The organism is Nocardia sp. NPDC047038 (assembly GCF_040644075.1).
Lineage (GTDB): Bacteria > Actinomycetota > Actinomycetes > Mycobacteriales > Mycobacteriaceae > Nocardia > Nocardia sichangensis.
Genome location: NZ_JBEYVQ010000003.1, coordinates 624,981 through 643,357 on the forward strand (window position 1 = coordinate 624,981; position 18,377 = coordinate 643,357).

An 18,377-nucleotide genomic window follows, 5' to 3' on the forward strand; every position below is an offset into this window, starting at 1 on the left:
CATCAATCTCTTTTCGCTGAAGCGAACTCGAATCTTTAGGGGAATCACCGTCATGTTCGATCGTAAAATGTCGGCACGCGCGGCCGGGCTGTGCGCGTCCGCGGCCATCGCGGTAGGCCTGCTCTCGACGGGTGCGGCGAATGCCGACACCTTCGTTCCGTTGCCGGGTGGGGAGCTGACCAAGACGTTGTCCGATGGCACCGTTGTGACCATCCGTCTGGTCGGCGAATCGGCCAATATCAGTCCGTCCATGGGCGCGACGCCGTTGCACCGCAACGCATGGGTGTCCGGTAGTGCGCAAGTGGACCTGTCGGGTACGGCCGGGGGCAAGATCTTCCCGGGTTACACCGTGGGCTGCCAGGTGAATATCGCTGGTGGCGGTGCCACCGGTGGTGTGGATGGCAATCTGGACTGGAGCGACGGCCAGAATGTCACCGGTGGCGTGGGTGCCAACTCCGGTGGCAACTTGTCGTTGGGTCCGGGTCAGGCGAAGTCGTTCTATGTGCTCGATTTGGAGCAGGCCGACGATTTCGGTAACGAGACGCACAAGACCCGTAATGCTTTCAAGGGCACGAGTGGTTCGGTGACGTGGGCTGATGAGACCATCGGCTTGAACGGCTGCGGCGGCTATGCCCAGGCGCGGGCCTTTGTCAGCGTCGAGGTCGAGACCGACAATGTCATCACGTGGGTGACGTTGTGGGGACAGCCCTTCAGCCTCGGCTGAGCGCGGGATACTCATACGAACGGGCCCGTCGCCGACGGGCCCGTTTCGCATGCGGCACAGTCGAACTCAGAATTCGTGCCGCCCGCCCGAGCTGGTCTGGCCCTCGGCGAGCAGGTCGCGGATCTGGATCAGCACCTCCGAATCGGTGAGTGTGGTGTCGTCGGGCCGGAAGCGCTTCTTCAATCGCGCGGCGGGCAGCACCAGCACGAAGAACAGCACCGCGGCGATGATCAGGAAATTGATCACGGCCGTGATGATGGGACCGACCTGGACAAAGGTCGCCGGCTTGTCGGCCACCAACCGGAAACCCAGGCCGATATCGCCGGGCCCGCCGATGACGGCGAGCAGCGGATTGATGATTCCGTTGCTGATCGCGGTGATGATCGCGACGAACGCCGTACCGATGACCACGGCGACCGCCAGGTCGATCACATTCCCGCGGAACAGAAAATCTCTGAACTCTTTGAGCATGGCCGGTGTCTCCTCTTTTCCGTGGAGCTGGGCAGTCCTGCTCGGCGGTACCCGCGCGCCGGTAGGCCCGATGCTAATGAGCCATCGGCGAATATTCGGCGAAGCATGATCGGCGGGTCAGTGAAAGACGACGGTGAGTGCGGTGCGCAGGGACGCGCCCGCGACGGCGGTGGCGTGCTCGGCGTCCATCGCGACCAAGACCACGCGTTCGGCGGCTCCCCTCCCCGCGCCGGCGCCTGAGACGAGCACTACGGCGGCATCGGTGGCGAGCGTGCGGGCGGGACGGGCGCCGGGCCCACCCGCGTCTTCGGCGCCGATCACGTCGACGCGATCGCCCGCGCGCAAGATGTCGGCCACCGCCGTATCGGCGAGGCGGACGGGCACGATCCGCGCCTCGCGGGAACCGGCCGCCGCCGCGGCCAAGCGCGGGCCGACGACGCGCAGGTCGGTGAATACCTCGCCTCGGCGCATGGCGCCGGTCAGCGTCGCGCCGACGAGCGCGCCGGGATCGGTGACCGCGCCCGCCGGTAGCGTGCCCGCCTCGCGCGGGACGGCGCGCAGGTCATCTGCCTCGAGAAGTCGTCCTGGCGCGAGGTCCCGGCCCGCGACGAGCACCGTGGTGCGTTCGGCGCCGGGATCACCACGAAGGAAGAGGAACGCCGCGAGCGCGGCGAGAACGGCGGCCAGCAATCGTCGGGCGAGGACGGCGTCGGCCCAGGGCGGGCGCTGCCACCCGGAGACATTCCAGCCGCGGCCGAGATCGGCGAGTGCGCGAGTCATGGCCGGATCCTATGGCCGGACGTGCGCTCGCCCGGCCAGGATCAAGGTGGGCTGTGGATAGGTGACCGGCTGTGGAAAACCGTCGAATCAGCTGGCTACGGCCGTGCTGGTGGACGCGGTCGACCCGCTCGACGAGCCGGAGTCGGAAGAAGTGGAAGACGAACTCGAGCTGCTGTCGGACTTGGCGGGCTCGCTGGCGGTGGAGGAGCCACCGCGGCTGTCGGTGCGGTAGAAGCCGCTGCCCTTGAAGACGATGCCGACCGAGTTGAACAGCTTGCGCAGCTTCCCGGAGCACTCCGAGCACACGGTCAGCGCTTCGTCCGTGAACGACTGAACGATGTCGAAGCGGTTGTCACACTGGGTGCACGCATACGAGTAAGTAGGCACAGGATCCTCCGCGGTGTTCGTCGATCTGGCACTCTACAGCCGACAGTGCCAACACCGCCAGTCGGTGTTTCATTCCCCAGGGTAATCGTCGCCCAGCCGGCGCAGGCCACCGCGCGGCGTGAGCGCCCAGCCCATGCGCAGGTCGTGCGGTTCCTCCGGCAATCGGTCGACCAATTCGTCGTCCCGGACCACCGCGACCAGGCGCGCGTCCGGCCGTGCGGAGGGCAGCGTGCGGTCGTAGTAACCCGCGCCGCGGCCGAGCCGCACGCCGCGCAGGTCCACGGCGAGAGCGGGGACGAGGATCAGTTCGGCGCGGGTGACGGTCTCCGGCGGCAGCACGGCGCCGGTGGGTTCCAGCAATCCGTAGCGTGCGCGGCGCATGGCGCTCGCTCCGGTGTATTCGGCCCAGCTCAGCGGTCCCGGCGGCCCGGTGACCGGCAGCAGTACCCGCGCACCACCGGCCAGCAGCGCGTCCAGCATCGCGGTCGATCCCGGTTCGCCCGCCACCGGTACATACGCGCAGACCCACCCGCGAGCGCTGACCGCTTCGACCGCTGCGGCCAGGGCGAACGCTTCCTTTTCGCGTTCCGTGGCAGGTATCACAGCTCGGCGGGCGAGGAGTTCGGTGCGCCATGCATGTTTGTCGCGCTCGCCGGGCATCTTCACAGTGATCACCATAGGCTCACCCCGGGACCGGTCGGCGCGACGCCGATCCGGCGGCGTGATGGATGGATAGGGTATGCGTATGACAGCAAAGGCCGGACAGCCCGGTGACGCCGCAGTGGTGTCGTGCTTCCGCACGGCCGTGGTGCCCGCTGCCGGGCTCGGAACGCGGTTCCTGCCCGCGACGAAGACGGTGCCCAAGGAACTTCTTCCTGTGGTGGACACACCCGGCATCGAGTTGGTCGCCGCCGAGGCGGCCGGTTCCGGCGCGGAGCGGCTGGTGATCGTCACGTCTCCGGGCAAGGACGGCGTCGTCGCGCACTTCGTCGAGGACCTGGTGCTGGAGAGCACGCTGGAGGAGCGCGGCAAGTTCAAGCTGCTGGAGAAGGTCCGCAAAGCGCCGGGACTGCTCGATGTCACCTCGGTGGTGCAGGAGGAGCCGCTCGGGCTCGGGCACGCCGTGGCCCAGGCCGAGCGGGCCCTCGACGACGACGAGGACGTCATCGCCGTCCTGCTGCCCGACGACCTCGTGCTGCCCCGCGGCGTGCTGGATGTGATGTGCCGGGTGCGCCGCAAGCGCGGTGGAACGGTGCTGTGCGCCATCGACGTCCCCAAGGACGAGGTCAGCGCCTACGGTGTCTTCGACGTCGCGCCCGTGCCCGACGCGGTGAACCCGAATGTGCTGCGCGTCAAGGGCATGGTGGAGAAGCCCGCGCTCGCCGACGCGCCGTCGACGTTCGCCGCCGCGGGCCGGTACCTGCTCGATCGCGCGATCTTCGACGCGCTGCGCCGCATCGAGCCCGGCGCTGGCGGCGAACTGCAACTCACCGACGCCATCGCACTGTTGATCGCCGAGGGGCATCCGGTTCATGTGGTGGTGCACCGTGGGTCGCGCCACGATTTGGGCAACCCGGGCGGTTATCTTCGTGCTGCGGTCGATTTCGCACTGGAACGAGAGGAATACGGCCCCGCTCTGCGGGAGTGGCTGCAGCACCGCCTCGGTCCGGACTGGGATCCGCAGCTGACGACCGACGACTGACGGACCCGGCCGGGGGTTTCGCCGAGAGTGGACCGTCGGGTACGAATGATGGTCACCGCGGTGCGCGCGAATGCGCTTGCGCCGCGGCGGGATCGCGCGTGCGGGCGAGATCGGATGGAGTGCGGAGAGGATCAGGAAGGGCTGGATGCGCTCGGTTGAGGATCAGCAGATCAAGGTGACCGCCGCGGCGGTCGCGCCCCGGCCGGTCCGGGTCGCGATCTCCGAGGCCCAGGGCCTGCTGTGTGCCGAGGACGTCGTCACCGAACGGCCGTTGCCGGGCTTCGACCAAGCGGCCATCGACGGTTATGCCGTGCGCAGTGTGGACGTGGCCTCCGCGGGGGCCGACATTCGAGACGAAGAAGGCGAACTCGTCGACCTGACCCTTCCGGTGGTCGGCGAGGTGGTCGCCGGTTCACGTCAGCCGATCCGCTTGCAGCCTCGCCAGACCGTCCGGGTGGACACCGGCGCGCCGATGCCTACGCTCGCCGACGCCGTGCTCCCGCTGGATTTCACCGATGGCGGGCGGGCCAGGATCAAGGTGTACGAGCCGGTGCGCTCCGGCGACTACGTGCGGCGGATCGGTGACGACGTCCAGCCGGGCGATGTGGCGGTGCGTGCGGGAACCATCATCGGCGCAGCGCAGGTCGGGCTGCTCGCCGCGGTCGGTCAAGACAAAGTGCTGGTGCACCCGCGTCCGCGACTATCGGTGCTCTCCGTGGGCGGCGAGCTGATCGATATCGACCGCACCCCGGGCCCCGGCCAGGTCTACGACGTGAACTCCTACGCGCTGGCCGCGGCCGCGCGGGATGCGGGCGCGGACGTCAACCGTGTGGGCATCGTGAGTTCCGATCCGCGCAGGCTGCGCGACGTGGTCGAGGGGCAGCTGGTGCGCTCCGAGGTGGTCGTCATCGCGGGCGCGGTCGGCGGCTGGGCTTCCGAACAGGTCCGAGAGGCGCTGGAAGGCCTCGGCGAGCTCGAAATCACCCGCGTGGCCATGCATCCCGGATCGGTGCAGGGCTTCGGGCGGCTCGGCCGCGACGAGGTGCCGACGTTCCTGCTGCCCTCCAACCCGGTGGGCGCGCTGGTGGTGTTCGAGGTGATGGTGCGGCCTTTGATCCGAATCGCGTTGGGGCGCAGGCATCCCATGCGCCGGATCATCAGCGCGCGAACCATCACGCCGATCAGTTCCATGGAGGGGCGCAAGGGGTACCTGCGCGCGCAGCTCATGCGGGACGAAGCCACCGGCGAATACCTCGTGCAGCCGCTCGGCAACGGGAACTCGTCCTCGCACCTGCTCGCCACGCTCGCCGAAGCGAACAGCCTGATCGTGATAGACCCGGACGACACCGACATCCGCACCGGTGACGAAGTCCAGGTCGCCTTTCTCGCACAGCGCGGCTGAGACGTGGAAGCTATGAACGTTTTCCGGGCCACGCAGCATCCGGGTTGGCCCGCGCGACTCGGCCCGGTTCGGGTGGCGGCGGGGCAGGTGACCTTGCGTCCGGTGCGGCTGCGCGACGCGGCGGCCTGGAGCCGGATCCGGTTGCGGGACAGAGCGCATCTCGAGCCGTGGGAGCCCACCGGCCGCGGGGCGTGGGAGGCGCGCAACCACGCCTCCAACTGGCCGTCGCTGTGGTCGAGCCTGAAGGCGGAGGCCAGGCGCGGCGCGATGATCCCGTTGGTGATCGAAGTCGACGGCGCGTTCGGCGGGCAGCTGACCGTTGGCAATATCGTGCGCGGCGCACTGCGCTCGGCCTGGATCGGCTATTGGGTGGCCAAGGATCTCAGTGGGCAAGGCGTCGCGACGGCGGCGCTGGCGCTCGGTCTCGACCACTGCTTCGGGCCGGTCGGCCTGCATCGGGTGGAGGCGACCGTTCGACCCGAGAATCTGGCCAGCCAGGCGGTGTTGCGCAATGTCGGTTTCCGGGAAGAGGGGCTGCTGCGGCGCTACCTCGACGTGGACGGCGCCTGGCGGGATCACCTGCTGGTCGGCATGACCGTCGAGGAACTCGCCGGAACGGTCCTGGACCGGCTGGTGCGAGAGGGGCGCGTCACCCTGCTGTAGAACCGGCCACCGGATCGCGGTGACATTGGTGGGAATGTGACAGGTGTGGCGGATGTGCACGGCGCGCCTGCCGGAACTTGGTGCTACCCGGAATTAGCCTACGGACGTCGATGGTGCGTCTTGTGCCATCGGCAGTGAGCCTGCGAGGGGATCGGCGTCCGCGCCGTCGCGTCGGACGGGGGCCGGCCGAGCGCGGGGCGTGTGACGCGCCGCTGGCGGGCCGAGCCGGAGGAAATCCAGGCGGGACGGAGGTGTTGACGCGATGCCGAATTCGATCCTGTGGATCGGTCTGGTCGTGCTCTGGGTCTTCGTCCTGTTCCCGATCCTCGCCGACCGTCACCCCAGAATCCGCCGGACCACCGACGCCGCGCTGGCAACCAGGGTCCTGCACCGCGGCGGCGGCAAACGACGTCTGAAGAAAGGCCCGGCCGCCGGGCACGAAACCGATCCGAACTGGCGGCCCCGTGGGCGACACGATGGACGCCGCGTACCGAGAGAGTATCCCCACAGCGATGATGCGGAGGACCGGATGACGACACCGGCCGACGAGCCCGTCACCGAGACCGACGAGGAGAACACACCCGCGGCCGACGACGCCGTGGCATCCGACATCGCTGCCGCCGAAACGGACGACATCGAGATCGACGACTTCGCCTCCGCCGCACCGGAGGAGGACGAAGCGGAGGACCGCGAGACGCGTTACGACGAGCCGGACGACGACGAAGCCGCCGAAGTCGCTGCGAAGATCGACGCGGGGACCGATGATGACCGCGTGGGCGCACACCACCCCGAGCCGGTCGCGGCCAGAATCCCGCCTGCGCGCTCCACCGCGCCCGCCATCCTGGACTACGACGAGTACGACGACTACGACGACGCGGGCCCGGACGAGCCGGATTTCGTCCCCAGCCGCCGTGGTCGTGGCGGCTACGATCCCGAGGCCGACGCCATCGCCCGCGCGGCCCGCTACACCTTCCGGCAGCGCGCCGTGCTCGGCCTGCTGCTCACCGCCATCCTCTTCGGCGCCCTCGCGTTCGTGTTCACCCCCATGCTGTGGTGGGGGTGCGGACTCGCCCTCACGGTGTTGGCGACCTATCTGGCCTACCTTCGCAAGCAGGTGCGGATGGAGGAGGAGATCCGCCGTAATCGGGCGGCCCGCCTCAACCGCGGCCACCAAGACGAAGCCGATCCACGCGCGCGCCGGGGCCGCGCCGGGCGCGGCACCATGGACCGCGACACCGCCCGCGCGATCCGTCGCCGCTCCACCCTGATCGAGCCCGACGACGAAGACCCCATGTTCGCCCACCTCGACCCCTTCGACCCGGCCACCGCCCGCGCCCTGCGCACCCGCACCAGCGGCGACATCCGCCGCGCGGCGGGCGCGTAGGGCACCGCATTTCCGCAGGTCAGGATACCGATTCGGAGTCTAGGGGGCTGGCCTGATACAGTGTCACAGCGCGGTTCCCCGGAACCGCACGGGGCTATAGCGCAGTTGGTAGCGCGTCTCGTTCGCATCGAGAAGGTCAGGGGTTCGATTCCCCTTAGCTCCACAGAATGGCGAAGCCACAGGTCATTGGCCTGTGGCTTCGCTGTTTTTCGGCATCGTGCGAACACCCTGCGGCGGTTCAGTCATCGGCCGTCCTCCACACGGATCAGTGGTGGATCACCGCACCGAGCCGCGGCAGGACGAGTCGTTTCCAACCGCGCTCCACGGAATTCAGGTCGCTGGCCTGGCGGCGGGTATCACTGCGGGCCATCGAGACGGTCGCTCAGTCGCTTCCGACGCGCGTGGGAGATTGCGAGATTCTCAGTACTCGTTCAACGGAGCAGAGGGGGGAAAGGTGACCGGTAGAGCCGCCAAGGACCGGTGGAAGGGGCCAGGCCGCCAGGTCGGTGCGTCGGCCGGTATGGCCAGCTGGATCTCGGGCAGCGCATCGAGAAGCTGATCGATGGCGCTTTGAGCGAGCAGGTAGGCCACCGACTGCGCGGGGCAGGCATGTGGGCCGATGCCCCACGCCAGATGGGAGCGATTGCCTGTGTGAGTCTCGGTCCGGATCTTGGGGTCGTTGTTGCAGCCGGCCATGCTGATGAGGATCGGCTGGTGCGCGGGCAGCCAGACGTCGTCGATGAGGATCGGCTGACGGGGGTAGGTGGTGAGGAGGTTCGCCAGCGGCGGGTTCTTGAACAAGACTTCGTCCAAGGCGTCTCGGGTGGACAGGTTCCCGCCGACGACACTTCCGCCGAAGCGTTCGTCGGTAAGGATCAGCAGCAGGGTGTTGCCGATCAGGTTCTGTTGCAGTTCGATCCCGGCGCCGTAGACGCTGTTCAGTTGGTGGATCATCTCCAGTTCATCGAGTTCGGCCGGATGCCGCAGTAGTAGCGAGGTGATGTCGTTGCCAGGATGGGTCCGTTTGAGGGCCAGCAGTTCCAGCAGCGCCTCGATGATCATCTTGTTGCCGTCCTCGGCATCGATCCCCTCGAACATCGCGGCCATGCCTGCGGCGACCCGCTGTCCGATCTCCGGCGGGCAGCCCAGCAGAGCATCGGTGACCGCGAATGCGAGCGGCAACGCGTACTGACTGATCAGATCGGCTGTACCGGCCTGGCAAAAGGTGTTGACCAGCGGGATGGCGATCTTCTCCACCGTGGCATCGAGAGCGTACAGATCTACCGCGTTGATACTCGTGGTGATTGCCTGCCGGTAGCGCTGTAGGGCCGCTCCGTCGCTTCGACTCCCGGTGGGGCGCCACTCCATAAGCGGCAGGACGGGGCAGTCGGCCGGGATGTTCTGCTGCCAGGTGCGCGGATCGACAGGGAAGTGCTCGGGATCGTTGAGGATCCGCAGCGCGGTGTCATACCCGACCACCAACGTGGCCGGCACGCCCGGCGCCAGCTCAACCGGAGCCAAAGAGCCGTATTGTGCTCGCATTTCGTCGTAAACACGGTGCGGATCCGCGGCGAATTCCGACGAGTACAGCGACACCCTCGGACCTTCGGTAGCCATCGGCGAGCCGTGGACGACTGGACAGGCCGGGGTTTCCAGTCGGGACCGTGGCGTACTCAAGAATGGTGCTCCAGATGTTCGTGTGTGCTGTTTTGGGGACGCGGTCTTCAGCGCATCCCTGTTTTCGGTCGCCGAACCATTGCTGCAACTTCGAGAAGCGTACTTTCCAAGGGGATTTCGTGCCACTCGTTCCGCGCCGCATCGGCAGCAGCCGATGCGAGGTATCGTGCGTCGAATGCGGTTGGTGAAGGTCTGATGGGTCGATGGCGTGCTTTCTCGCCGCCTACGACCTGGCCCGCGGCGCGCCCCTGGCACACGACCGCTCACATTCGCCGAGTACCTACCGGTGTGATTCGAATAGCCGGCCCTGCGACCGTCAGCAGGTTCGGGTTGTGCAGCATCAGGCCCACCAAAGGCGAGTGCTCGGGTAGAGCACTCGCCTTTTTGTTTCTGTGTGGCGTCTGGCCGGGCTCGTGTCCACCACCGAGCGGCAGCGGTGTTGTGCCGATCCCGGCGATGCTGTGTGAACCCGCAGGACCTACGCGGCGATGGTGGTGACGCGGAGGTGCGCCGCGATATCGGTGGGGGAGCCGGTGTAGTGGAGGGTGCGTAGGCCGAGGCTTGCGGCGGCTTGGCAGTTGTCGGCGCGGTCGTCGACGAACAGGACGCGGCCGGGGTCGCGAACTCCGGTTGCGGCGAGGGCGTTTCGGTAGGTGTCGGGGTGGGGTTTGTTCATGCCGAGGCGGGCCGAGTAGAGGGCGTCGGTCATCAGGGTGCGCCAGTCGGAGGCGTCGAGGGCATCGCCGACCGGGTGGGGTGCGTTGGAGAGCAGCACCATCGGGAGATCTGCCCGGCGGGCATGGTGGAGGAGGGCTACGACGCGGTCGTCGGTTCGGGTCCACAGTGCGGTGTCGACGGCGCGCAACTGGGTGAGCAGTTCCGGGCTCGGGCGATGACCGAGCACGGTGGTCCAGAAGTCCGCGTCGTCGAAGTCGCCGGAATCGTAGGGTTCGCGGGCGCTCCAGAAGACATTTTGGAAGAGCTCGAGCTGGTCTGCGTGCCATCCGGCGAGTTCGGCGAGCTCGCTCCACATGGGAACAGTGGGCTGCAGGCCGATGACGCCGTTGTAGTCGAAGATGACCGCGTCGAGTTCCACGGACTGGTGCGGTAGGGCAGTAATCACCGGTGCTCCAAGGCTTGATGGGACGGACGGCCACGCCTGCGGGGCAGGGTGGCAGGCATGAGGGGATGCCGTGGGTATGACGATTCCCGCCTCCTTCCATGACGGAAGAGGCGTGCGAACTGTGGATCGAAGGAAGGTTCCGCGAGTCAAAGGCTGGAGGTGGTGCGCGACGCTGCGCGAACAAGCCGAAACCTACCAAGGGGTACGTCGGGGTACCACTCGGGACGGGCCTTGGTGATCCGCTCCACAAAGTGCCGTCCGCAGGTCTCACCGGCGTCGGAGTCGAGATCACTCACCGAGGTCGGCCGACAGTCTGCGCACGAATAACGTTCGGCGCTTGTCGTTCTCGGAGATGCGCAGTGCGTCGGGAGCCGCCGTCGGGCCCATGGGCGGCAGGTCGAAACGCGGTCGAACCGGGGCGGCTCGCTGACCGTCGGTCGAACGATGGATACCGGAACAACGTTGTGAGCTGCGAAGATTCGTGCCGGAGTCGCCCAGGAACGGGTGCCGTGTCGAATCGCGATGGAGGTGCTCGGGATGGCCGACGGGCAGGGGGCTGGGGACCTGGTTCCGGCAGGGCGGCGGGCGGCGGCTTGGGGGGTGGATTTCGGTCTCGTGCTGGGGTTGGCGGTGTTGTTGGGGGCGGTGACGCACTATCGGATCGCCGATTACCTCTCGGGCTGGGCGGATCTCGCTGGGGCCGGTGTGTGGGATGTGATTCAGTCGAATGGGAACTGGGGTGGGGCAGGCAAGACGTTCGGTATGGACGTCGTGCATACGGTGCTCGTCTTCATCATCGAAGCATTCGGCGCGTTGATCGCGGCGACGTTCGCCTATCAATTCGCTGGATTGGCTTGGCAAGGACGGACTTTGGGCAAAGTCCTGCTCGATCTCCGAGTAGGGTCGGTGCGCGGCGGCGAGGACCGACTGGGGCGGGGGCAGGCGGCGCGGCGCGCTTTAGTGGGCACGATGACCGACGTCGGGCTGTACTCGTGCGCGTGCATCGCGCTATTGGCGGCCCATTTCCTTCTGTCCTTCGTGCTGTGGCTGATCGCGATCGTCGTCTTGGTGATCAACGCGGTGTGCGTCTTCGGTTCGAGCCGCCGCTCCCTGGTCGATCGGGTCGCGGGAACTGTCGTCGTGCAGGCCGGAGTGTTGCGGAAGTCGTTGGAAACGGCCAGGGATCACGTGGTTGTGCAGCGCGGAATTCAGGGCGCGCAGGATGGGATCGAGCACATCCAAACGGCGACACGGCAGATAGCGCAGCTTGCCACCCCCGAGCAGATGCGGCAGCTGCGCGATTCCGAACGGACCGCGCAACTGCGCGAACTCGGGCAAGACGTCGGTCGTCGGACCGCGGAGTCGGCTCGGCGGGCGATCGCATCGGAACGTGGTCAGCAGGCGCAGCGTGTGGCCAAGCGGGCTGGTGCGGGGCTGCGGGGAGCATACGAGCGGCGTCGTGGCACTGGGAACCGTGAGGGATGACGATGGACCACTTGTCCGAGGACGCGGCTGGGAATTCAACGGCCTGGAACGAAGGCATGCTGACCTCGTGCGCCAGAGTCGAGCCGTCGAGCACGTGGTGGCGATGGAACGGGGCCATCGCGGATACGACCAGGTAGCACCCGGTTCCTTCTGCGACTCGATCAGCGCCGACTTGGACCGCTTGGTGACCCGCCGCCCGCAGCGCGAACGACCTTCCGCCGTGACTCGGCCGAGGGAAGCGCCCAAGAAGGCGCGCTCATGGACGAGGTGGTTCTGATACCGGGCAGCCTGCTCGCGTAGGCGAAGGGGCCGAGGAATCCCGCGCCTGCCAGCGGTCTCAGGCGATGGCGGTTCGCAGTGCGAACCATCCCGTGCCGGGGTCGGCGTAACCGTGGTACATCAGGCGCACTCGCTGATCGACTTCGAAGAGGCGATAGACCGCGAGCATGGCGCGGGCGGTCGCTTCCTGCTGGAAGTCGTCGATGCGGCGGTACCCGATCGGGTGCTCGGGCAGCAGCTCCAGGCGGGCGAGTTCGGTGGGATCGGTGACTTCCAGGCCCATCGGTGCGGCGTCGGTGATGTGGTGGTCGTGCAGGATGTCGTGGATCCGGTGCGGGTCGGGGCGGCCGGAGCGGAATCGGTGGACTTCGGCGCGCAGCGCTGGACCGGCGGGCTCGCTCTCGACCACGTCGATCAGCTCGGGATCGACGCTCGGTGTTCCGGTGTCCTCGGCGATCGGGGTTTGTTCGAGCAGGTGCAGCATGTTGCCGCCGGGAATCAGTGGCTCCGGGGCGAGGAACAGGGTGACCGTCGGGCAGACGCAGCCCTGGCCGAGCAGACAGACACGCATGTGGAACGAATCGGGCATGCGGCCCTCCTCCATCGGGACGGGCCGTGAGTAGACGGCCCTTTGCTGGATCGGGACTTCGTGGTGTGCCGATCGCGGAATCGCCCTGGCGCTTCTACGGTCGACCGTGCCGCAGTTCCCCAGTCTAGGAGCCGGGCACCGCCCGCGCATCGGCATCTTCCGCCTCGGTTCACGGAACATGGAGGCAGGAAAAGCAGGCGCAGGGTGATGATCAGCCGGGCAGACGGCAGAGTCCGAGGGTCTTGCTGCGCAGAGCTCCGAGGCTGATCTTGTCGCCGCCCGCGCCGGTGGCGCGAAGGGATTCGATGTCGGCGAATCCCGCATTGGAGGCGTTGTCGTTCAGGGCGTAGACGGTGCCGTCCGGGGCGATGAACACGGCGACATCGCCGGGGCGGCATTCCAGGGTGCCGTGGTCGACGGTGAGTGGCCACAGATAACCCATGTTCTCGCTGCCTACCGCTTGGCTGCTGGAGGTGGGCGGGGGGAGGGGAGACGGCGTGGCGTGCGCGGGATGCTTCGGGCCTGATCCGCCGCCGCATGCCGAGGTCGCCAACGCACCGGCGATGGCGCAGACGACCAGTATTCGCGCGCGATACCTCGCCCCCGTATCGAGAGCAGCGTTTTCCTTTGACACGGTGTTCCCCCCTTACGGCACGCCGTCCCCAGGCGCTCGACGAGCAGCCTACTGGCCGAAACCGCCTCGGCGCCAGCGATATCGGACGCGGCGGTGAAGCGGGGGCATGGCGGGCGCAACCGCCGCTCAGCTGATCCGTATCTCGACCGGCGGAGCCGCTACGTGCGGATAGTCGGTGGTCACGTCGACCCGCACTCGACCCGGGCCGGTGGGCAGGGCGGCGAAGACGGTCGCGGCCGGCTGGTTCCGAGCGGTCTTGTCGCTGACGGGCACGGCCACCGTGCCTGCCGCGCCGGTGTCGAGGTTGCGCCAATTGGCGAACGCCGTGAAGGTGCACGGCATGCCCATCGGCGTGTCGCTGACGAAGCTGATGCCGAAACGGGCCGCCCCGGGCATTCCGGCGGGCGAGGAGACGCCCGCTCGGCCTTCGCCGTAGCAGGTGTCGCCGAAGGTGCGGATGACTCCGATGTTCACGAATGCGGGTTCGTCCGCGGTCGCGGGACCCGCCGACGCCGCGAACCCGCCGACGCACAGCGCCGCGATCAGGGCGCTTCGTCCGACCAACTGCCTGTTTCGCACTGCCGATCACGCTCCTTCTTCGTCGAATCGAGCACTCTCGGACGGTCATTGTGCCCCGTTCGTCGGCGTTCGCGGTTCGATCGCGCGCCACGTCGTCGCGTGTCGACCCGGCACGCGAGCCGCGCACGCACGCATAGCATCGGAGTGTGGAGCGAGGATCGTTGCTGAAGGCTCGGGCCGGCGGGAAACTGCACGGCGGCAATCACGGGATCGCGCCGGAAGAGGTGGTGGCCGCGCAGCGGGCCCGCATGCTGGTGGCGATGATCGAAGCGGCCGCGGACAAGGGCTACGCGGCGGCGACGGTGGCGGACGTGCTGAAGCGGGCCGAGGTGTCCAGGATGACCTTCTACCAGCACTTCGCGAACAAGGAGGCGTGCTTCCTCGCCGCCTACGACATGGCCGTGGAGATCGTGATGACCAGGATCACGGGCGCGCTCGCCGCTGGCGGCACGCCGCTCGAGCGGATCGATCGGGCACTCGACGCCTACTTCTCCACCCTCGCGCAAGAACCACAGGTGGCGAAGGTCTTCTTGGTGGAGGTGTACGCGGCAGGAAGGCCGGTGCTGGAGCGGCGGTTGGCGACCCAGGCGGCTTTGGTGGACGGTTTCGCCGAGGCGCTCGGCGCGACGCGCCCGCATCAGCAGCTGGCGGGCGAGGCGGTGATCGGCGCGGTCGTCTCGCTGGCGACCAACCGCGTCGTCGCAGGGGACTTCGCCGCGCTGGCCGGGTTGCGCGAGCCGCTGATGTCGTCGCTGATCAGGAATCTGGTGTGAGGCCGGACAGTCGTCCGGCGACCGCGGGCAGCCGATCCAGCATCGCCACGGTGAAATCGGCCAGCAGCGTGATCAGCCCGTCGCGGTCGACGTCGAGCCCCCCGTCCAGCCAGACGAGAACCAGTTCCGCCGCGCCGCCGGTGATCAGCTGGGAAGTCGCGGCGATCGCGGTGTCCTGCCCTTCGGGCAGCTCGAGCACCAGGCGGGTCTGCTCGATGATGACGTCGGCGACCTGGCGCATGCCCGCGAACCGGCTGCGCATGAGCGCCTCGTCGCCGTAGGTCTGGGCGAACGCAACTTTCGCGCGTCGCGGATCGTCGGTGAGTTCGACGATGAGGGCCGCCACTCCGGCGCGGATCCGGTCGGCGGGCGTGCCCGTGGTCTCGGCGACGGCGGCCTTCGCCCGGTCCAGCGCCGCCTGCTGGATCTCCACCAGCACCCCGGAGGCCAGCGCATCGCGGTCGGGGAACGCCTCGTAGAAGAAGCGCGGGCCGACCTTGGCCTGTTCGCACACCCCGCGCACGGTCAACGCCGACAGTCCCTGTGTGCCGATGATGTCGAGGGCGGCGTCGAGCAACCGCCTGCGCCGGTCCTCGCGGCGCTCGGCCGTGGAGGCTCCGCGGTAGGTGCCGCTGACGGTACGGGTCACCACGCCAGCTTGGCACAGCCAAAATTGGGAAACAACCGTTTACGGAAACGATGGTTTCCTCTATCGTCGGACTATCGCAGTGTCGCGAAGGGAAGACGGTCATGAGTCTGCTTGTGCCCCAGTCGTTCGATGAGATCTCCGGCACGATCCGCCAGGCGCGGACCACCTGGGCGTGGCACGCGCAGCGCGCGGCCGCGCGCGCGGTCGCGCATTACCCGGCGCAGGTGCGGCCGCTGGCCGATCCGCCGCCGGGCAGCGGACTGAAACCGGTGCTCGGTGACTTCGGGCTCCCCGGCATCGGATACACCTTGCACGCGTTGGCCGACCCGATCCAATTCGCGCGGAAGCGTTTCGACCGCTTCGGCCCGGTGCAGTGGTTCGGCATGCTCGGTCGGCGCATGGTCACCTTCGGTAGTCCGGAGGGCTACGAGGCGGTGATGCTGGACCGCGACAAGGTGTTGTCGGCGCAGCGCGGCTGGGAGTGGCTGATCGGCCCGTTCTTCCGCGGAGGTCTGCTACTGCGCGATTTCGACGACCACCTCTTCCATCGGCGCGTGATGCAGCAGGCCTTCACGCGGCCGCGGTTGATCGGGTACCTCGACCTAACCACGCCTCGAATCACCCGCGGCATCGCGCAGTGGGAGCCCGCCGACGATTTCCCGGTCTACCGGTCGATCAAGAAACTGCTGCTCCAGCAGGCCACCGAAGTCTTCGCGGGCGCCGAATCCGGCGCGGGCTCGGCCCGATTGGAGCGCGCCTTCGAGGACGCGGTGCGCGGCGGGGCCGCCTTGATCCGGGCGAACGTGCCGGGCGGTGTGTGGGCCCGCGGCGTGCGCGGCCGCCGGGTGCTCGAGGAGCACTTCCGCCGCGAGTTGCCCGCGAAGCGCGCGGGCGGCGGCAGCGATCTGTTCAGCGTGCTGTGCCGGGCCCGCACCGCCGACGGCGAGACCTTCACCGACGCCGAGGTGATCGAGCACATGATCTTCGTGATGATGGCGGCCCACGACACCAGCACCATCGCCGCGTCCATGCTGGTCTACGAACTCGGCAGGCACCCCGAATGGCAGGAGCGGCTGCGCGCCGAATCCGTCGCGCTGGGCAAGCCGGCGCTGGACTACGACGATCTCGACCGCCTGCCCTCGCTCGATCTCGCGTTCAAGGAAGCGCTGCGGGTCTACTCGCCGGTGGCCCAGCAGGTCCGCGAAACCATCGCCGACGCCGACATCCTCGGCTACTACCTGCCGAAGGGGACGTTCATCCTCTGTGGCACGTACGGGCTGATGCGCAACGAGGAGTACTGGCACGATCCCGATACCTTCGACCCGGAACGTTTCGCCGAGCACCGTCGTGAGGACAGATCGCACCGCTTCGCCTGGGCGCCTTTCGGTGGCGGGGCGCACAAGTGCATCGGCCTCTACTTCGGCGGCATGACCGTGAAAGCCGTAGTGCATCAAATGCTGTTGCGGTATCGCTGGAGCGTGCCGGACGGCTACCAGCTGCCCCTGGTCGCCGGAACCGGACCGGTGCCCGCCGATGGTTTGCCCATCCGGCTGGAGCGGATCGTCCGATGAGGATCATCGCCGACCGAATCGTCTGCGCGGGGCACGGCATGTGCGAAGCGCTGGCGCCGGATCTGTTCCGGGTCGGCGCGGACGGGATCGTCGTGCCGCCCGACACCGTCACGAGCGATCGGGAGCTGCTCGAGCTCGTCGTCGACAGCTGCCCGGTCGCGGCGCTGCGGCTGAGCTGAGGTCTCCCGGCTCGTTTCGCGTCCTCGGCGCTGGGTACCGCGAACTGCGATATTCGAGCCCATCGACGCGAGAGGACCACATCTCATGGCCACCTGCGATACGTGCGGAAACGAGTACGACAAAACGTTCACCATCACCCGCGACGGCCAGTCCGCCACCTTCGACAGCTTCGAATGCGCGATCACCGCCATGGCCCCGACCTGCACGCACTGTTCCTGCCGGATCGTCGGGCACGGTGTGGAGGCGCGTGGAGACTACTTCTGCTGCGCGCATTGCGCCCACGAAGCGGGTCATCCCGCCCTGGTCGATCACGTCTGAACCCGCTGCCGAGCGGCGATGCGCGACCGATCACCCGCGCGGCGCGTGGCTTCGCCGCACCTCGAGCCCCGCGACCCGCGCCGCTTCGGCCAGCACCGCTTCGAGCATCGCCGGAGTGAGTCGTCCGGTGAAGGTGTTCTGCTGGCTGACGTGGTAGCAGCCGAACAAGTGCAGCGGACCGCGGCCCGCCTCGGCGGCGGCCAGTTCGACGTGCGTGCCGTGGCCGAATCTCGGTCGCGGGCGCGGCACGGCCCAGCCCGCTTCGGCCAGCACCGGAAGCAGTGCCTGCCAGCCGAACGCGCCGAGCACAACGACCGAGCGGACGGCGGGCGTCAGCAGTCGCAGTTCGGTCACCAGCCAGTGTCCGCAGCGATCTCGCTCCTCCGGCGTCGGTTTGTTGTCCGGCGGCGCGCAGTGCACGGGAGCGGTGACCCGCACGCCGTGCAGCCGCAGGCCGTCGTCGACGCTGATCGCGGTCGGCTGGTTGGCCAGACCGACCGCGTGCAGCGCCGCGAAGAGCACGTCGCCGCTGCGGTCGCCGGTGAACATGCGGCCGGTCCGGTTGCCGCCGTGCGCCGCGGGCGCGAGTCCGACGAGCAGCATCCGCGCGTCCGCCGGACCGAAGCCGGGCACGGGACGGCCCCAATACGTCTGGTCGCGGAAGGCGGCGCGTTTCTGTCGCGCGACGAGCTCGCGCCAGGCGACCAGACGCGGGCAGGCGAAGCAGTCGGCGACCGCCGCGTCGAGTTCGGCGATGGTCCGGCACACGTCAGCACCGGCCGTACGAGGCGGTGGCGTAGACCGCCCATACCGTGCGGCGCCCGAGGGCGTGGCAGCGTCGGTCGGAGATCGGTGTCTCGTGCATCAGAGCTCCCTTCGGTGGTCCCAGGGGAGGGACGAACCGGGCGATCGTGCCCACGGTGCGCCGACGCGACCGGCCGGTGCCGTCGATCGTTGATCGGTCCCGTCCGGACGGTACCGCTTCGGACATCTGTCCAGTTCAGCGG

The 18,377-nt window shown here is 68.2% G+C and carries 21 protein-coding genes and 1 tRNA gene; 11 read left to right on the forward strand and 11 right to left on the reverse strand.

Annotation, left to right across the window (positions count from 1 at the left end):
- The first annotated feature begins 52 nt into the window (after positions 1-52).
- Positions 53-724: an MspA family porin gene (locus ABZ824_RS16090; RefSeq protein ID WP_356963840.1), complete on the forward strand. Its 672-nt coding sequence runs from the start codon at positions 53-55 to the stop codon at positions 722-724.
- A gap of 66 nt (positions 725-790) precedes the next feature.
- On the opposite strand, the gene mscL is transcribed toward ABZ824_RS16090, so the two are convergent.
- The 4 genes from mscL to ABZ824_RS16110 form a co-directional block, all read right to left on the reverse strand.
- Entirely contained in the window at positions 791-1,195 is a 405-nt protein-coding gene (gene mscL / locus ABZ824_RS16095) for a large conductance mechanosensitive channel protein MscL (RefSeq protein ID WP_355074604.1), read from the reverse strand.
- A gap of 117 nt (positions 1,196-1,312) precedes the next feature.
- On the reverse strand, positions 1,313-1,975 hold the full coding sequence (locus ABZ824_RS16100) for an SAF domain-containing protein (RefSeq protein WP_356963841.1): 663 nt from the start codon (positions 1,973-1,975) through the stop codon (positions 1,313-1,315).
- Between the two features lie 87 nt (positions 1,976-2,062).
- A complete protein-coding gene (locus ABZ824_RS16105; RefSeq protein WP_355074600.1) occupies positions 2,063-2,362 on the reverse strand; it encodes an FmdB family zinc ribbon protein in 300 nt (99 codons plus the stop codon).
- A gap of 69 nt (positions 2,363-2,431) precedes the next feature.
- Positions 2,432-3,040, reverse strand: a complete 609-nt coding sequence (locus ABZ824_RS16110) for a 5-formyltetrahydrofolate cyclo-ligase (RefSeq protein WP_356963842.1) — start codon at positions 3,038-3,040, stop codon at positions 2,432-2,434.
- A gap of 67 nt (positions 3,041-3,107) precedes the next feature.
- On the opposite strand from ABZ824_RS16110, the gene ABZ824_RS16115 reads away from it, so the two are divergent.
- From ABZ824_RS16115 to ABZ824_RS16135, 5 genes are all read left to right on the forward strand, one after another.
- Positions 3,108-4,064 (forward strand): UTP--glucose-1-phosphate uridylyltransferase, encoded by a 957-nt coding sequence (locus tag ABZ824_RS16115; protein WP_356963843.1) that lies wholly within the window; start codon positions 3,108-3,110, stop codon positions 4,062-4,064.
- A gap of 145 nt (positions 4,065-4,209) precedes the next feature.
- Entirely contained in the window at positions 4,210-5,466 is a 1,257-nt protein-coding gene (glp, locus tag ABZ824_RS16120; protein ID WP_356963844.1) for a gephyrin-like molybdotransferase Glp, read from the forward strand.
- Positions 5,467-5,478: 12 nt separating this feature from the next.
- A complete protein-coding gene (locus ABZ824_RS16125; RefSeq protein ID WP_355074593.1) occupies positions 5,479-6,129 on the forward strand; it encodes a GNAT family protein in 651 nt (216 codons plus the stop codon).
- 262 nt (positions 6,130-6,391) lie between these two features.
- Positions 6,392-7,513, forward strand: coding sequence for a gephyrin-like molybdotransferase receptor GlpR (gene glpR, locus ABZ824_RS16130; RefSeq protein WP_356963845.1), 1,122 nt, complete (start codon positions 6,392-6,394; stop codon positions 7,511-7,513).
- Positions 7,514-7,603: 90 nt separating this feature from the next.
- Positions 7,604-7,676 (forward strand) — tRNA-Ala (locus ABZ824_RS16135).
- A gap of 257 nt (positions 7,677-7,933) precedes the next feature.
- Here the strand turns inward: ABZ824_RS16135 and ABZ824_RS16140 are convergent.
- Positions 7,934-9,130, reverse strand: coding sequence for a cytochrome P450 (locus ABZ824_RS16140; RefSeq protein ID WP_356963899.1), 1,197 nt, complete (start codon positions 9,128-9,130; stop codon positions 7,934-7,936).
- A 538-nt stretch (positions 9,131-9,668) separates the two neighbouring features.
- Positions 9,669-10,313: an HAD family phosphatase gene (locus ABZ824_RS16145; protein WP_356963846.1), complete on the reverse strand. Its 645-nt coding sequence runs from the start codon at positions 10,311-10,313 to the stop codon at positions 9,669-9,671.
- A gap of 537 nt (positions 10,314-10,850) precedes the next feature.
- Here ABZ824_RS16145 and ABZ824_RS16150 point away from each other — a divergent pair.
- Positions 10,851-11,798 (forward strand): RDD family protein, encoded by a 948-nt coding sequence (locus ABZ824_RS16150; protein WP_356963847.1) that lies wholly within the window; start codon positions 10,851-10,853, stop codon positions 11,796-11,798.
- Positions 11,799-12,135: 337 nt separating this feature from the next.
- On the opposite strand, the gene ABZ824_RS16155 is transcribed toward ABZ824_RS16150, so the two are convergent.
- From ABZ824_RS16155 to ABZ824_RS16165, 3 genes are all read right to left on the reverse strand, one after another.
- Positions 12,136-12,666 (reverse strand): hypothetical protein, encoded by a 531-nt coding sequence (locus tag ABZ824_RS16155; protein ID WP_356963848.1) that lies wholly within the window; start codon positions 12,664-12,666, stop codon positions 12,136-12,138.
- Between the two features lie 211 nt (positions 12,667-12,877).
- Entirely contained in the window at positions 12,878-13,108 is a 231-nt protein-coding gene (locus tag ABZ824_RS16160) for a DUF2511 domain-containing protein (RefSeq protein WP_356963849.1), read from the reverse strand.
- 318 nt (positions 13,109-13,426) lie between these two features.
- On the reverse strand, positions 13,427-13,879 hold the full coding sequence (locus tag ABZ824_RS16165) for a hypothetical protein (protein WP_355074583.1): 453 nt from the start codon (positions 13,877-13,879) through the stop codon (positions 13,427-13,429).
- Positions 13,880-14,025: 146 nt separating this feature from the next.
- On the opposite strand from ABZ824_RS16165, the gene ABZ824_RS16170 reads away from it, so the two are divergent.
- Positions 14,026-14,652, forward strand: coding sequence for a TetR/AcrR family transcriptional regulator (locus ABZ824_RS16170; RefSeq protein WP_356963850.1), 627 nt, complete (start codon positions 14,026-14,028; stop codon positions 14,650-14,652).
- Here ABZ824_RS16170 and ABZ824_RS16175 read toward each other — a convergent pair.
- Positions 14,636-15,301 (reverse strand): TetR/AcrR family transcriptional regulator, encoded by a 666-nt coding sequence (locus ABZ824_RS16175; protein ID WP_355074579.1) that lies wholly within the window; start codon positions 15,299-15,301, stop codon positions 14,636-14,638. The two genes, ABZ824_RS16170 and ABZ824_RS16175, sit on opposite strands and share 17 nt — an antisense overlap.
- A gap of 101 nt (positions 15,302-15,402) precedes the next feature.
- Between ABZ824_RS16175 and ABZ824_RS16180 the strand changes: the two genes are divergently transcribed.
- The 3 genes from ABZ824_RS16180 to ABZ824_RS16190 all read left to right on the forward strand — a co-directional run bounded on the left by ABZ824_RS16180 (position 15,403) and on the right by ABZ824_RS16190 (position 17,370).
- Positions 15,403-16,872 (forward strand): cytochrome P450, encoded by a 1,470-nt coding sequence (locus ABZ824_RS16180; protein ID WP_355074577.1) that lies wholly within the window; start codon positions 15,403-15,405, stop codon positions 16,870-16,872.
- Positions 16,869-17,051 carry a ferredoxin gene (locus ABZ824_RS16185; RefSeq protein ID WP_355074575.1) on the forward strand — a complete coding sequence of 61 codons (183 nt, stop codon included), beginning with the start codon at positions 16,869-16,871 and terminating at the stop codon, positions 17,049-17,051. Before ABZ824_RS16180 ends, ABZ824_RS16185 begins: the two co-directional genes overlap by 4 nt.
- An 85-nt stretch (positions 17,052-17,136) precedes the next feature.
- On the forward strand, positions 17,137-17,370 hold the full coding sequence (locus ABZ824_RS16190; protein ID WP_039801014.1) for a hypothetical protein: 234 nt from the start codon (positions 17,137-17,139) through the stop codon (positions 17,368-17,370).
- 30 nt (positions 17,371-17,400) lie between these two features.
- On the opposite strand, the gene ABZ824_RS16195 is transcribed toward ABZ824_RS16190, so the two are convergent.
- Positions 17,401-18,138 carry a uracil-DNA glycosylase gene (locus tag ABZ824_RS16195; RefSeq protein WP_356963851.1) on the reverse strand — a complete coding sequence of 246 codons (738 nt, stop codon included), beginning with the start codon at positions 18,136-18,138 and terminating at the stop codon, positions 17,401-17,403.
- Positions 18,139-18,377: the final 239 nt, after the last annotated feature.